General features: G+C 37.6%; 17 protein-coding genes. 12 read left to right on the top strand and 5 right to left on the bottom strand.

Features of this window, described 5'->3' with window-relative positions; translation table 11 throughout:
• The first annotated feature begins 10 nt into the window (after nt 1-10).
• The 9 genes from ndk (at nt 11) to FFO06_RS14725 (ending at nt 6,353) form a co-directional block, all read left to right on the top strand.
• A complete protein-coding gene (gene ndk / locus FFO06_RS14765; RefSeq protein WP_137908743.1) occupies nt 11-460 on the top strand; it encodes a nucleoside-diphosphate kinase in 450 nt (149 codons plus the stop codon).
• A 311-nt stretch (nt 461-771) separates the two neighbouring features.
• Nucleotides 772-1,107 (top strand): cation:proton antiporter subunit C, encoded by a 336-nt coding sequence (locus FFO06_RS14760; RefSeq protein ID WP_028082268.1) that lies wholly within the window; start codon nt 772-774, stop codon nt 1,105-1,107.
• Nucleotides 1,108-1,360: 253 nt separating this feature from the next.
• A complete protein-coding gene (iscB, locus tag FFO06_RS14755; protein ID WP_137908713.1) occupies nt 1,361-2,644 on the top strand; it encodes an RNA-guided endonuclease IscB in 1,284 nt (427 codons plus the stop codon).
• Nucleotides 2,645-2,789: 145 nt separating this feature from the next.
• Nucleotides 2,790-4,223: a cation:proton antiporter gene (locus FFO06_RS14750; protein ID WP_137908712.1), complete on the top strand. Its 1,434-nt coding sequence runs from the start codon at nt 2,790-2,792 to the stop codon at nt 4,221-4,223.
• A complete protein-coding gene (locus tag FFO06_RS14745) occupies nt 4,220-4,597 on the top strand; it encodes a Na+/H+ antiporter subunit E (RefSeq protein WP_137908711.1) in 378 nt (125 codons plus the stop codon). The genes FFO06_RS14750 and FFO06_RS14745 overlap by 4 nt, the downstream gene beginning before the upstream one ends.
• 5 nt (nt 4,598-4,602) lie before the next feature.
• On the top strand, nt 4,603-4,860 hold the full coding sequence (locus tag FFO06_RS14740; protein WP_137908710.1) for a hypothetical protein: 258 nt from the start codon (nt 4,603-4,605) through the stop codon (nt 4,858-4,860).
• The gene (locus tag FFO06_RS14735) at nt 4,857-5,135 is read left to right on the top strand and encodes a monovalent cation/H(+) antiporter subunit G (protein ID WP_137908709.1); all 279 of its coding nucleotides are present in this window, start codon (nt 4,857-4,859) and stop codon (nt 5,133-5,135) included. Before FFO06_RS14740 ends, FFO06_RS14735 begins: the two co-directional genes overlap by 4 nt.
• Complete coding sequence (locus FFO06_RS14730; protein WP_137908708.1) at nt 5,128-5,670, top strand: DUF4040 domain-containing protein; 543 nt, start codon at nt 5,128-5,130, stop codon at nt 5,668-5,670. Before FFO06_RS14735 ends, FFO06_RS14730 begins: the two co-directional genes overlap by 8 nt.
• 20 nt (nt 5,671-5,690) lie before the next feature.
• A complete protein-coding gene (locus FFO06_RS14725) occupies nt 5,691-6,353 on the top strand; it encodes a Na(+)/H(+) antiporter subunit B (protein WP_028082275.1) in 663 nt (220 codons plus the stop codon).
• Between the two features lie 67 nt (nt 6,354-6,420).
• Here FFO06_RS14725 and FFO06_RS14720 read toward each other — a convergent pair whose 3' ends face one another.
• Nucleotides 6,421-7,143 (bottom strand): TerC family protein, encoded by a 723-nt coding sequence (locus tag FFO06_RS14720; protein ID WP_137908707.1) that lies wholly within the window; start codon nt 7,141-7,143, stop codon nt 6,421-6,423.
• A 217-nt stretch (nt 7,144-7,360) separates the two neighbouring features.
• Here FFO06_RS14720 and FFO06_RS14715 point away from each other — a divergent pair, with 217 nt between their 5' ends.
• Nucleotides 7,361-8,821: an aminotransferase class I/II-fold pyridoxal phosphate-dependent enzyme gene (locus tag FFO06_RS14715; protein WP_137908706.1), complete on the top strand. Its 1,461-nt coding sequence runs from the start codon at nt 7,361-7,363 to the stop codon at nt 8,819-8,821.
• 288 nt (nt 8,822-9,109) lie between these two features.
• On the opposite strand, the gene dusB is transcribed toward FFO06_RS14715, so the two are convergent.
• Nucleotides 9,110-10,159, bottom strand: a complete 1,050-nt coding sequence (dusB, locus tag FFO06_RS14710) for a tRNA dihydrouridine synthase DusB (RefSeq protein WP_137908705.1) — start codon at nt 10,157-10,159, stop codon at nt 9,110-9,112.
• A gap of 106 nt (nt 10,160-10,265) precedes the next feature.
• Between dusB and FFO06_RS14705 the strand changes: the two genes are divergently transcribed.
• Entirely contained in the window at nt 10,266-10,760 is a 495-nt protein-coding gene (locus tag FFO06_RS14705; RefSeq protein ID WP_137908704.1) for a TM2 domain-containing protein, read from the top strand.
• A 138-nt stretch (nt 10,761-10,898) separates the two neighbouring features.
• Here the strand turns inward: FFO06_RS14705 and FFO06_RS14700 are convergent, their stop codons facing one another.
• The 3 genes from FFO06_RS14700 to thrC all read right to left on the bottom strand — a co-directional run bounded on the left by FFO06_RS14700 (nt 10,899) and on the right by thrC (nt 13,237).
• Nucleotides 10,899-11,348, bottom strand: a complete 450-nt coding sequence (locus tag FFO06_RS14700) for a DUF2996 domain-containing protein (protein WP_028082280.1) — start codon at nt 11,346-11,348, stop codon at nt 10,899-10,901.
• Nucleotides 11,349-11,522: 174 nt separating this feature from the next.
• The gene (locus FFO06_RS14695; RefSeq protein WP_137908703.1) at nt 11,523-11,798 is read right to left on the bottom strand and encodes a MoaD/ThiS family protein; all 276 of its coding nucleotides are present in this window, start codon (nt 11,796-11,798) and stop codon (nt 11,523-11,525) included.
• A gap of 134 nt (nt 11,799-11,932) precedes the next feature.
• Nucleotides 11,933-13,237, bottom strand: a complete 1,305-nt coding sequence (gene thrC, locus FFO06_RS14690) for a threonine synthase (protein ID WP_028082282.1) — start codon at nt 13,235-13,237, stop codon at nt 11,933-11,935.
• 604 nt (nt 13,238-13,841) lie between these two features.
• Between thrC and FFO06_RS14685 the strand changes: the two genes are divergently transcribed.
• Nucleotides 13,842-14,147 (top strand): hypothetical protein, encoded by a 306-nt coding sequence (locus FFO06_RS14685; RefSeq protein ID WP_137908742.1) that lies wholly within the window; start codon nt 13,842-13,844, stop codon nt 14,145-14,147.
• Nucleotides 14,148-14,224: the final 77 nt, after the last annotated feature.

The following is a 14,224-nucleotide window of genomic DNA, read 5'->3' as shown; positions in this document are numbered from 1 at the left end:
GGAGACAGACTTGGAACGCACATTTTTAGCAATTAAGCCGGACGGTGTACAGCGTGGTTTGGTGGGTGAAATTATCCGCCGTTTTGAAACTAAAGGCTTTACTTTAGTTGGGTTGAAGTTTATGAAAGTCAGTAGAGAATTAGCGGAACAACACTATGCTGTTCACCGTGAAAGACCTTTTTTTCCTGGGTTAGTGGAATTTATCATTTCTAGTCCAGTTGTAGCAATGGTTTGGGAAGGTGAGGGCGTTGTTGCAGCAGCGAGAAAGATTATTGGTGCAACCAATCCCTTAAACGCAGAACCAGGTACAATTCGTGGCGATTTTGGCGTTAATGTAGGTCGTAACCTGATTCACGGTTCTGATGCTCAAGAAACAGCCCAAACAGAAATAGCTTTATGGTTTAAGGATGAAGAATTAGTTGCTTGGCAACCCCATTCAAAACCGTGGTTAAATGAGTAATTAGGTAATAGGTAATAGGTAATGGGTAATGGGTAATGGGTAGTAAAACTCTTAGCTGTTACCTGTCACCTGTTACCTTAAATGAATATAAAAAATTTAATAGACCATAAGAGATTTTGAAAACCTCCTTTTGGAGGGTAGGAAAAAAAGATTGCAAGCCAAGATATGATACATAAGTTCCTTAATACTAAATCATTAGATATCACTATAATAATCATCAAAATATTTTAGCACTTGATATTGAGTTAGTACCAAAAATCTGTGCTTATATTAAATTATCACTTGAGCATAAAATAAAATAATTAATTACCGTGTTAGAAGCCTGTGTACTAATAACAATATTGTGCGGTTTTTTCGGGATTATCCTCAAAAAAAACCTGGTGATGAAAATTGTCTCCATGGATGTGATGAGTACAGGTGTGATTGCCTTTTATGTACTAATTGCATCACGAGAAGGCTTATTTACCCCCATTATTTCTAGTGTAAAAAATATTAATTATGCCGATCCTGTTCCCCAAGCAGTGATATTAACAGCGATAGTCATTGGTTTTTCTATTCAGGCTTTGATGCTGGTTGGTGTGATGAAATTAGCACAGGATAATCCCACCCTGGAAACCCATGAGATTGAGAAAAATAATACACCGTAAATTACCCACCACTTCCCTTAGGGTAAGTGGGGGCTTTTAAAGCCCAGAGTTTACCCGACTAAGTGTTAAATCACTACGATTTTCAGGTCATCTCACCTACAAATACGCAGCCAGTTTGTAGCTGCTGAGGTTAACAGTTAAACAGGCTTATTGGGTTAATCCAGTGCTGTTAGCGTAAAAAGCCTTTAAATCTTTGTCCAGGCTAACATTACCCGCAAGGCTTGCCTTGAGCGCAGTCGAAAGGAGGGACAATATGTCCAAAGTATTTGTTTTAGATACCAACTTCACGCCATTAAACCCAATTCATTCAGCGCAAGCCAGACAACTACTAAGAAGCAAAAAAGCAGCAATATTTAGACAGTTTCCGTTCACAATTATTCTCAAAAAATCCCGTCCTGACTCCCCAATATCGTCGCTAAGACTAAAGATTGACCCTGGTGCAAAATTTACGGGAATGGCATTAGTTAATGATTTAACTGGCGAGGTTGTATTTGCTGCTGAATTAAAACATAGAGGTTTTGCAATTAGAGATGCTTTAACTTCTAGAAGGCAATTAAGACGTTCTAGACGTGCAAGAAAAACTCGTTACAGACAACCAAGGTTTTTGAATAGAACCCGTCCAGAAGGATGGTTAGCACCGAGCTTACAAAGTCGGGTTGAGAATATCAAAACTTGGGTTAAGAAGTTACTCAACTTTGCACCAATTCAGGCTATTAGTCAAGAATTAGTCAGGTTTGATATGCAGTTAATGGCTAATCCTGATATTCAAGGACAGGAATATCAACAGGGAACTTTAGCTGGTTACGAAACCAGAGAATACTTACTAGAAAAGTGGGGTAGACAATGTGCTTACTGTGGAGCGAAAGACGTTCCTTTTCAAGTAGAACATATTCATCCACGAGCCAAGGGTGGTAGTAATTCAATTACGAATCTCACTTTAAGTTGTGAAAAGTGTAACACCAAAAAGGGAACGAAAGACATCAAAGATTTTCTCAAAAAAGACTTTTCAAAGTTAGAGAAAATCTTGAAGCAAGCCAAAAGACCACTGGCTGATGCAGCCGCAGTAAACACAACTCGTACTGCATTACTAAAAGTCCTAAAAGCAACTGGATTACCTGTAGAAACAGGTTCAGGAGGGTTAACAAAGTTTAATAGAAGTGAGCAAAATTTAGAGAAAACGCACTGGATTGACGCAGCTTGTGTTGGTCAGTCAACTCCAATTCTCAATATCAAAGGTGTTAAACTACTGCTAATTACAGCTAACGGTCACGGTTCTAGGCAATCTTGCCGAACCGACAAGTACGGTTTTCCGAATAGGCACGTACCGAGAGAAAAAATACATTTTGGTTTTCAAACTGGCGATATTGCTAAAGCGGTTGTCACCACTGGTAAAAAGATTGGTACTTATGTAGGAAAAGTTGCTATTCGTTCAACTGGTAGTTTCAATATTTCTACTAAAAATGGATTGATTCAAGGAATATCACATAAGTTTTGTAAACGCATTCACGCAAAGGATGGTTATTCGTATGCAGTATAAAAGATTTGTTAATTACTCAACTGTCCTTCTCGCTATTTGTGCTAACGCACAAAATTACTCAAGGGACGTTTCACAATTAACCCTCCATTCCTCCCATCACCAAACTGAGTACAGTTTTGGTGGGGGTCTCCTGGAGGAGGTTTAGATGAATACTATTACATTGACTTGGATTGCTACCCCATTTTTTCTAGGATTCATCATTTTTATCGTTCCCAAACTCAACCGACATTTAACTCTGTGGGGAACTATTGCTTCTGCTGCTTATGGGTTGCAGTTATTTCTCAATCCATCACCAGTGACACTGAATTTACTAGACAGTTTCGGTATTAAATTAATAGCAGACGAGTTAAGCGCTTACTTTATTCTCACAAATGCTATAGTCACGGCTGCTGTTGCTCTCTACTGCTGGCGCAGTGATAAAACGGCTTTTTTCTATGCTCAGATGATTATTGTCCATGGTAGCCTCAATGCTGCCTTTGTCTGTGCAGATTTCATTAGTTTATATGTGGCTTTAGAGGTAAGTGGTATTGCGGCCTTTTTATTGATTGCTTATCCCCGTAGCGATCGCTCAATTTGGGTAGGTTTACGGTATCTATTTGTAAGTAATACTTCCATGTTGTTTTATCTAGTTGGTGCGGCGCTGGTTTATCAGACACATCATTCCTTTAGTTTTACAGGTTTAAAGGGATCACCACCGGAAGCACTAGCATTAATTTTTCTGGGATTATTAATCAAAGCTGGGATTTTTGTATCCGGTTTATGGTTACCTTTAACTCATTCTGAATCAGAAACACCAGTTTCCGCATTGATGTCAGGAATTGTTGTTAAAGCCAGTGTTTTACCTTTATTGCGTACTGCATTAGTTTCCGAAGAAATTGATATCATAGTCAGAATTTTCGGTGTAGGAACGGCTTTAATGGGTGTATCCTATGCTGTTTTGGAAAAAGATACTAAGCGAATGTTGGCCTTTCACACAATTTCCCAATTAGGCTTTATTCTCGCGGCACCAGTAGTAGGTGGATTTTATGCTCTTACCCATGGATTAGTCAAATCATCTTTATTTTTGATTGCGGGTTCTTTACCCAGTCGCAACTTTAAAGAATTGCAATATAAACCCATTCATACAACAATTTGGATAGCCTTAGTTATCGCTAGTTTATCAATTTCTGGTTTCCCTTTATTATCAGGTTTTGCTGCTAAGAGTTTAAGCATGAAAAATTTAGCATCTTGGCAATTTATAATTATGAATATTGCCGCAGTCGGTACAGCAATATCCTTTGCTAAATTTATTTTTTTACCCCACAGTCGAGAAGGAGAACAGAAAATCAAACCAGGTTTTTGGATATCAATAATATTTTTGATCACTGGTTTAATTGTTGCCAATATTGTCTATCCTCAAGCTTATAATACTGCTGATATTACAAAAGCACTTATAACCATTGCTGTGGGCTGGTTAGCCTATCATGTTATTTTCAAAAAGTTATCAATATCTTTACCTCGTGTATTTGAAGAATTTGAGCATTTGGTTGGTGTCATGAGTCTGACTTTAATTTTGCTATTTTGGATGGCTTTCCCATGATTGGACATCTCATATTAAGATTATCAATTTGGTTTTTACTCACTGCTAACGTGAGTTTAACAAATATTATCATTGGTGTCATTATTGCCTTACTTTTACCACGTGGTAAATCCTCACCAGAAAAATTAAAAGCTTGGTTAAAGGTGATAATTAAAATTATTATTACCATTCCATTGGCTTTTATGGAGGCATTTGAAATTATCCTGCGTCCCCATCATCAAGAAGAAATTATTATGGAGAAAGTCAAACTCAAAAGATCACCTTTATTGATTTTTGTGGATATATTTCTAATTACCTTCACACCCAAAACCATAGTTTTTAAATACCGTGAAGAAGGATGGTATGAGGTCCACCAAATTAAACCCGGCAGGTAACAATTATGAACTTAGAAATAGTCTTAATGGCAATGATTGTAGCTTTACTTATCCCCATTTATGAAGCTGGTAAAAGTGATGATACTTGGCAGAAAATGTTAGCTTTTGGTAGTATTTCCAGTAAAGTAGCAATCATGATTCTTGTAATTTCCGTTTTGCGAGATGATTGGATGATTGGTGTAGTTGCAGCGATTATTCTGAGTGTAGGAAATGCCGGATTAATGTTATTAGCACATATCCTGAGAAGATTGGGTGAAGTATGATCAACTTTCTGAGTTATAGCTGTATAGGTATAGGCATAGTTTTTTGGTTTTGGGGAACTTTTCATTTAGTTAGCAACAGATCAGTATTATTCAAATTACATGGACTTTCTGTTGCTGATACTTTAGGTTCAATGATTATTATCATCGGACTATTATTGAAAATACCCAGTGAATGGCCATTACTTATTCTGGGCATTATTTCCTTAGCAATTTGGAATACTATGCTGGGTTATGTATTAGCATATTGTTCAACACAAGAGGCAAAAAATGAATGATACTTATCTCTATTTGATCATTGCTTTATTACCCTTAACTGCGGGGATGTTAGTAACTCAAACTAACCCCTATCATGCTTTAGTGATTCGTGGGGTACTCGGTGCCATAGCCGCAATGGTAGATGCAGTTTTAGGAGCAGCAGATGTAGCTTTAACAGAAGCATTAATGGGAACAATGCTATCAATTGCTCTCTATGCAATTGCAGTCCGTTCATCTTTAGTTTTGCGTCTTGGTGTCATTGAAAATCAGTCAATAGAAAAAAATCAGGATAGCACTTTGCAACAACTTATCAACGAATTTCGCCAGATTTTTAACAAACATTACTTACGGCTAGAAATTGTTCCCTATAGCAATAACCAAAGTCTACAACAGGCATTAATAGAAAAGGAAATTCATGCTACTTGTGTGCGTTTGGAAGAAAGTCATCAAGGAGAAGAAACCTACCAAACTGCAATTCGAGTGCAACGTATCTATAACATTATAGAAAGTGAACTTTCATTACCAAAAACAATTTTAAAATATTTCCATGTTTGACATTTAGGGGAGCAGCATTTATGAAATTAGTCTACATTTTAGCGGGAATAGCTTTATTTGTGAAAATGCTGATCATGCCTAATTATGAACCGAATTTATCAGATATTTCCATTGTGGAAACAGTAGTTAAAGAAAGTGGTGTTCCCAATGCGGTATCAGGGATTATTTTCAGAAATCGGTTATATGATACAATCTTTGAAGTAATTGTTTTTACTATCGCCATTCTCGGAGCTAATTTTTTACTAGCCAATGACAAACCATCTTGCAGTATTTATCAATTCAAAGATCAACCATCAATAATATTAGCTCGTCTAGGGGCGACAATTGCGGCGTTAGTGGGTATTGAATTAGCAATTAGGGGACATTTGAGTCCTGGAGGCGGTTTTGCAGCTGGTGTGGCTGGTGGTACAGCAATTGGACTCATAGCAATTACTTCATCATATCAGTGGATGCAGGATATTTATCACCGTTGGCACGCTGCTACTTGGGAAAAGGTTTCGGTATTGGTTTTTATTGTTTTAGCAGTCATAACTTTATCGGGGCTAGAATTACCCCACGGTGAGTTAGGGGCCTTATTTAGTGGTGGAATTTTACCGATATTAAACATCCTAGTTGCTGTTAAGGTAGCATTAGGTTCTTGGGCTGTGGTTTTGATTTTTATTCGTTATCGGGGTTTGTTATGAATTGAGGAAAGGTTCAGGAAAGGTAATTGGTAATAAACTCTTACCTGTTACCTAGTTCCCGTCCTCATCACTTTGAGACTTCAGTTTTTTCCCTTTCTTCTGGGACTAATTCAACAACGGTACGCTTGGAAAATCCCCAAGCTAAGATCACACCAATAACAGTTACTACCAGCCATTGTGGTGGCACTAAATCATCATTGATGACTTTTAACAGCAACCGTAAACCCACAAATGCGACAGTAATATAACCCGCGTCTTCTAAATTTTCATATTCATCTAACCAGCGGATAAATAATCCAGCCATGAATCTTAGGGTGAAAATACCAATGGTTGTACCGGTGATTACTAACCATGTTTCTTGAGAAACTGCGATCGCTGTTGTGACACTATCCAAGGAAAAAGCTAAATCTGTCAAGGCGATTACGGGTATAGCTTGCCACAGAGATTTAAACCGTGGACCGTGATGATGATTGGACTCGTCTTCCTGAGAACTAAAGTGTTGAAATACTAACCATAAGAGATAACCGGCGCCTAAAAGTTCAAATTGCCAGAATTTTTGTACCCAAGTCGCTGTTAATAGCAGGGTAATTCTTAAAATATAAGCGAATACTAAGCCAATGTTGAGGGCTTGACCTTCTCGTTTTTTGTCTTCTAGTCCTTGGGCGATCGCAGCGAGGGCGATCGCATTATCAGCGGATAGTACCGCTTCTAAAAATACTAAAATCAAGAGAACAATGGAGGCTTCAACGCTGAAGTGAAAGTTTAGGTAATTAAATATTTTGTCTAACATTTTTCACAAGAGGGGGACAATTAAAAATTAATAGGAGATTTTTACTGTAGAACGCACATTGACACTCTAAATTACCTCCTTGTTGTTTACGCAGTATGTTTATTATATATCAGAATGTCAGAGCCGAGAAAATAGTTAGTATTGCTGAGAGGGTGTACTTCACTCAAGCCAAAGGTTTTTATTCCTTGCTTAAAAGACCCTAGGGGACATTGACAATATGCTAAATCAAAACCAAACCCCGCTTATAGAGGCATTAAAAGCTTGTACAACCCGTTCTCATGCACCATTTTACACCCCAGGGCATAAACGCGGCCAGGGTATTTCCCCACTTTTAAGCGATTTATTAGGTAAAGATGTCTTTCATGCTGACTTAACAGAATTGGCAGAATTAGATAATTTATTTACACCCCAAAGCGTAATTTTAGCAGCACAAGAATTAGCAGCAGAGGCTTTTGGGGCTGAGAAAACATGGTTTTTAGTTAATGGTTCTAGCTGCGGAATTGCAGCTGCAATTCTTGCTAATTGTAGAATGGGAGAAAAAATAATTCTCCCGCGCAATGTTCATTCTTCAGTTATTTCTGGATTAATTCTTTCTGGTGCAATTCCTATTTTTATAAATCCTGAATATGATGAATATTTAGATATTACATATAGTATAACACCCGAATTAGTAAAAGCAGCATTAATAGAACATCCAGATACAAAAGCAGTATTGATAGTTTATCCAACTTATAATGGTGTTTGTGGAGATTTAAAAGCGATTTCACACTTAACTAATCAATATAATATTCCTTTAATTGTAGACGAAGCCCATGGCGCACATTTTCATTTTCACCCACAATTACCCACCTCAGCTTTAACCGCAGGTGCAGATTTAACTATACAATCAATTCATAAAACATTGGGGGCAATGACACAGGCATCAATGTTACATATTCAAGGAAATAGAATTGATATTGATAGAATTAATAAAGCCTTACAATTAGTTCAATCTACCAGCCCTAGTTTTATACTTTTAGCTTCTTTAGATGCTGCACGTCATCAAATGGCAATACATGGAAAAAAATTGATGTCTCAAACTTGGGAATTAGCGCAAGAAGCAATAATTAAAATTAATCAAATTCCTGGTTTATCTACTCCTTTAATTAATAGCGAAAAATCACAAAAATTTCTAGATTTAGATCAAACTAGATTAACTGTAAATGTTAGTGAAATAGGATTTACAGGCTTTGCGGCTGAAGAAATTTTAGATAAAAAATTCGATGTTACTCCAGAATTTTCATCTTGGCAAAATCTCACATTTATTATTAGCTTAGGAAACACAAAAGCAGATATTCAAAACCTAATTCAGGGATTAAATAATCTTAGCCATGTCACCCCCTTGACATCTGAGTGTCAACCGTGTAAGAATAGAAACGATGCTATAATAGGTCATGATCTGTCCATTTCTCCCCGTGAGGCCTTTTTTGCTAATAGCGAAGTATTACCTGTAGAGGAAACCCAAGATAGAATTTGTGCAGAAATTATTTGTCCTTATCCTCCAGGAATTCCTGTATTAATGCCGGGGGAAATAATTACAAAATCAGCATTGGCATATTTACAGGAAATTCAAAATATGGGTGGTTTTATTAGTGGTTGTGCCGATGAAACTTTACAAACTCTAAAAGTTGTGAAATAATATACAGCAGTTATCCGTTTATGAAGTACAGATATTAATAATAAAACTCTTGTGGTGCGGGCATACTTCGACCAAGCTCAGTACAAGTCTTGCCCGCACAAGGTGTACCTCACTCAAGCTGAACTTGCTGTAAGATAGTTTTTTTACATCATAACCCCTGCTCTCTTGCGGGGATATTATACTTTACTCAACCAAGAACCGCTATAATACAGAATTGGCTTTTAAAACATTGAACTCAGAAGGATATGTCACCCCACGTTAATGAGACCTGATCTTTATTCTTTATATTTATGCTATAGTTGCAGGTATTTCTTCCTCAATTTCATAACCATGAGTTAGATTTTCCTTAGCTCTATCAATCAAATCTAAACCTTGTTGTACAGTTTCCATTAAACTTAATTTACCCCGTAAGTCAGCAGCACCAGCAAAACCTTTAGCATACCAAGTCATGTGTTTACGCGCTTGACGGACTCCCCTATCTCCCTTGTATTCCCATAAAGCAAAAAGATGTTCTCGCGCACATTCTAAACGTTGAATGGGGTTAGGTGGTGGTAATAATTCTCCTGTTTTTAAGAAATGATCAACTTCACCAACTAAAAAGGGATAACCTAAAGTTCCACGAGAACACATTACCCCATCTGCGCCAGTTTGTTCTAAACATTTTACCGCAGCTTCCACAGAAAAAATATCTCCATTACCAATCACAGGAATTGACAGGACTTCTTTAACTTTAGCTATCCATTCCCACCGCGCATTACCATTATAACCCTGAGCGCGAGTGCGTCCATGGACAGTAATCATTTTTGCTCCCGCGTCTTCCATGCGTTTAGCAAAATCTAAAATAGTAATTTCATGATCATTCCAACCAATACGAGTTTTCACAGTTACAGGAACATCTACCGCTTTCACAACTTCCCGCACAATTGCCTCTGCAATTTCCGGTTGACGTAATAAAGAAGAACCACCACCATTTTTAGTAATTTTATTAACTGGACATCCCATGTTAATATCAACAGTATCTGCACCTTCCGCAACCGCTTTTATTGCTGCCTCCGCTAGAAAATCGGGACGACAATCAAATAATTGAATACTAATAGGTCTTTCTTGAGGATCTACCTCCATAATTTTTGGTAATTGGTTAACATAGTGTAAACCCGTTGCATTGACCATTTCTGTATACATCATAGATTCTGGTGCATAACGACGTACTAAACGACGAAAGACCAAATCCGTCACCCCCGACAATGGAGACTGTAAAACACGGCTTTTAACCGCAAATGATCCAATTTTGAGAGGTGTAGAAAGTCTAGCTTGAAGTTCAGGAGAAAGAGAAATCATGGTTAAAATTAAAAATAGAATCGTTAAGGGAATTGAGGACTAAGGAAAGGTAGTTAATCAAAGGGTAGATGATTAAACCAGTAAATCCTAATGGACATAAAATAAAATGACTATAAAAAACAATCAAAATCAAGATCGTCTTCTTGTTTCTTATCTTCTGTGTGGAGCAGGTTTTTTTGGTATAGGAGGCTTACATCGCTTATATAATGGCAAAATCGGTACTGGTTTATTATGGCTATGTACTGGTGGTTTATTTTATATTGGACAACTTGTTGATTTAGTGATCATACCGAATATGGTTGACGAATATGAGCAAAAATTGCGGTTAAAAGCAGGTGTATCATCTGCGGGTATACCCATGAATGAGCGGATATTTATATCACAAGTTCACCAACCAAATGGTAAACCACTCATTGTCAAACTCATAGAAGCAGCAGAGGCTAATGGTGGTAGTTTAACAGTAACTCAAGGTGTTAAGGCCACAGGAGCTAGTCTTATAGAAGTAGAAACCATGCTCAAAGAAATGCTACAATCAAATCATGTGAGAATAGGCAACAACCCTATTTCTGGAGTTGTGACTTATTACTTTGATGAATTGTAAAGTTGCGAACCGCTATGATTTATCATTTCCGAACTTTTGTACTTCATTAGACTAGGAAATGCTATATATTCTTCTGTTAAATTATCTAAAAATAGGTAACGACTCCATTTCTGAAGTCGTGACTTATGATTACGTTAACTAATTTCTACCTAGCCATTTTTGACCGTTCAAACGATATACTAACCGAGATACTAACAAATCTAGGGTGATTTTCCGCTCGTCAATTAAAAATGATTCTAGGGTACTCGGTTTTTTACCTTCATTACAGGAAAAACCCTTTTTACCTTGAATATTCTCTTCGGGGAAATATACATTAAACTGGCGTTGTCCCCCTTGCCAGGAACCGATAACTTGCCAACATTCTTCCGCTGAGGTAAAACCAATTATGGAATACTTCTGCTTGGCAAAAGTCAGTTTTACATCTGGCACACCTTCTTTAGTAATTGCTGCTTGCAGTGCCGGGAGATAATGTTGCTGCATAAACTCTTCAAAAGGTTTATCTTCCAAAGCTGGGGGTTTTTCCTTTTTGGCAGCTTTGGCGGCGGTTTTTTCGCTTTCTGCTGGAGTTTGTGTGGTTTCTTCTGCCATTGCTCGTTTTGGGGTAGTCAGTTATTTTTATTTTGACATACCAGAGCCATGAATTTGGGAATTTTATTCATTTACTGTTGAAGCAGAGCCTCTGGACTGCATTCCCAGTCGGAGACTGGGAACGAGATAAGGAGATATGACTAAAACTTTATACTTTAAATATTTATATATGCTTCAACCACCCGCAACAGCAGGAACAATACTCACCTCGTCACCATCCTTTAGGGTTGTTTCTGCACCTTCTAAAAAGCGAATATCTTCGCTGTTAACATAGACATTCAAAAACCGTCTGAGTTTGCCTTGATCATCACACAAACGCGATTTAATACCAGGACAGCTTACTTCTAAGGAATCTAATAAGCCAGAAATATTACTAGCACTACATTCTAATACGGACTTATTTTCTGTAAACTGTTGCAAAGCGGTGGGAACTAAAACTGTTACGGCCATTGTTTAAACGTTAATTGTGAGTGAGTAAGCTAAATAGGCGGTTATAAACCGCGACAGGTAAAAACCTGAATTTTTGTTGAGTCCACGGAGGTGGACTTTATTTGTATAACTACGGTTTCTAACCGCTAAAGCTTCTAAACTAGGACTTGTTGCCATTCTAAACGGTCAAGGGTCCGGGATCTTTCTAACGCCCGCTCAAAACTGTCTAGTTTGGCCTCAATTGTCAAAGGTTCGCCAATATAGCCTTGAATTGCTTCCTGGGTTTTCAACCCATTACCAGTGATATAAACTACTGTGGTTTCATCTGGATTGATTTTGCCGGCTTCTACTAATTTTTTCAGAACAGCAATGGTTGTACCCCCTGCGGTTTCTGTAAAGATACCTTCGGTTTCTGCTAATAATTTAATACCTTCGATAATTTCCGCATCATTAACTGATTCAATATTACCGTTGGTTTTTTGAGCTATTTCTACAGCATATACCCCATCTGCGGGGTTGCCAATAGCGATTGATTTAGCAATTGTATTCGGTTTAACTGGTTTAATAAAGTCTTTACCTTCTTTAAAGGCTGTCGCAATGGGAGAACAACCTTCTGCTTGAGCGCCACTGAACCGGACAGCTTTATTTTCTACTAAACCAACTTCTACAAATTCTTGGAAACCTTTATAAATTTTAGTAAATAGAGAACCGGAAGCCAATGGTGCAACTATATGATCTGGTAATTCCCAACCTAGTTGTTCTGCAACTTCAAAGCCCAAGGTTTTAGAGCCTTCAGAATAGTAAGGACGGAGGTTAATATTCACAAAACCCCAACCATGGGTATTCGCAACTTCTGAACAAAGGCGATTAACTTGATCATAATTGCCTTTGACTGCCATTAGGGTAGGACTATAAATTAAACTACCGATAATTTTACCAGCCTCTAAGTCAGAAGGAATGAATACACAACAATCTAAACCGGCATGAGCGGCGATCGCTGCGGTAGAATTTGCTAAGTTACCTGTACTAGCACAAGAAACAGTTGTAAAACCTAATTCTCTCGCTCTACTGAGGGCAACGGATACCACCCGATCCTTAAAACTCAGGGTGGGCATATTCACGGCATCATTTTTAATATAAAGCTTATTTAGACCCAGGCGACGGGCAAGACGGTGAGAACGCACCAAGGGAGTCATCCCTGTACCGACATCTATATAATTATCTGTAGCAACGGGCAAAAAGTGACGGTAGCGCCAAATTGAGTTGGGACCTGCTTCAATAGTTTCTCGACTAACTAAGCTTTTAAGAACATTGTAATCATATTTGACTTCTAGTGGACCAAAACACAATTCACATACATGAGTAGCTTTAAGCTCGTATTCTGCGCCACATTCTTTACACTTCAATGCTTTGAGTATGGAAGTGTTTGCTTGGTTGAGGTTTGTAATCGCCTGAGTCATAATTTACCTTTCCCTGGATATCCGTCAACTTTGAAATCATAGTAGCACGAGACAAAATCACCGTCAAACATACCCGACAAAAATTATCGGGTTTGGTTACTCAACCGCAGCAATTACCAAAAAAATCACCAAAGTAGGGGTAATTCATGAATTACCCTTGGGAAAGAATCAGGTTTAGGGGTATGCACTTTAGTCAGATATTGTTAGTAACAGGTTATCTAGTTCCCCTGCTTGGGGTTTTATGCCAACCAACAGGTAACTTGCTGTGTGTAAACAGTTTGGACTACAGAATTTAGTATAAAATACTATCAGATAAAAGCTAGTAATGGGGGGTAAATACTGATTTATAGATTTTTGGTGAAAAAATACTAAAAATCATTTACATCCTGGAATTAATGCCATATATTATTTATCAATACAATCTAAAAACCAAATAAATCCTAGCAGTCAAAGGGCTTGAGTGCTAATGTCTGAGGTAATCTTGAAACTGATGTAGTTGGCAGAAATTCTACTTTTTCTAGATGAAGTTAGCGGACTTTTCTGCAATAGTTTTTGCCAAAAACAGAGGTTTATCGGCAATTGATAACTTTGGAGGACGAGAATGATTAAATACAGTTTCAATTTGATAGGGGTATCTCCTGTTTGGCATTTTTTTAATCACCAACAACAGAGTTTAGTAAAACCACAACATCAAGGGATAGAATATCTAGGAACTCATACTTGTACTTTAGATGCGTTCCTGGAATCTATAGAACCAATTCCTGTAAAATGGGGTTGGAATTTAGATCAAGTAGTAGATACGGTAATTGAGTTTTGGATGAATAATGCTGAGAGTATTAACTATTGGAAATCTCGTTTACAACCCACATTCCGCACCCTGAACTGTCACAGATCAAAAAAGCAGAGATAGTAGTACATAATAACTAACGATCAATTAAAGAGAAATAAGCTTAATGAGAATACATATCATTAAAAGGGGGGTGGTGT

The sequence above is a fragment of the Dolichospermum planctonicum genome, from assembly GCF_005402965.1.
GTDB lineage: Bacteria > Cyanobacteriota > Cyanobacteriia > Cyanobacteriales > Nostocaceae > Dolichospermum > Dolichospermum planctonicum.
Note: the sequence above shows the minus strand (reverse complement) of the source record. Positions and strands in the feature narration are given on the sequence as shown.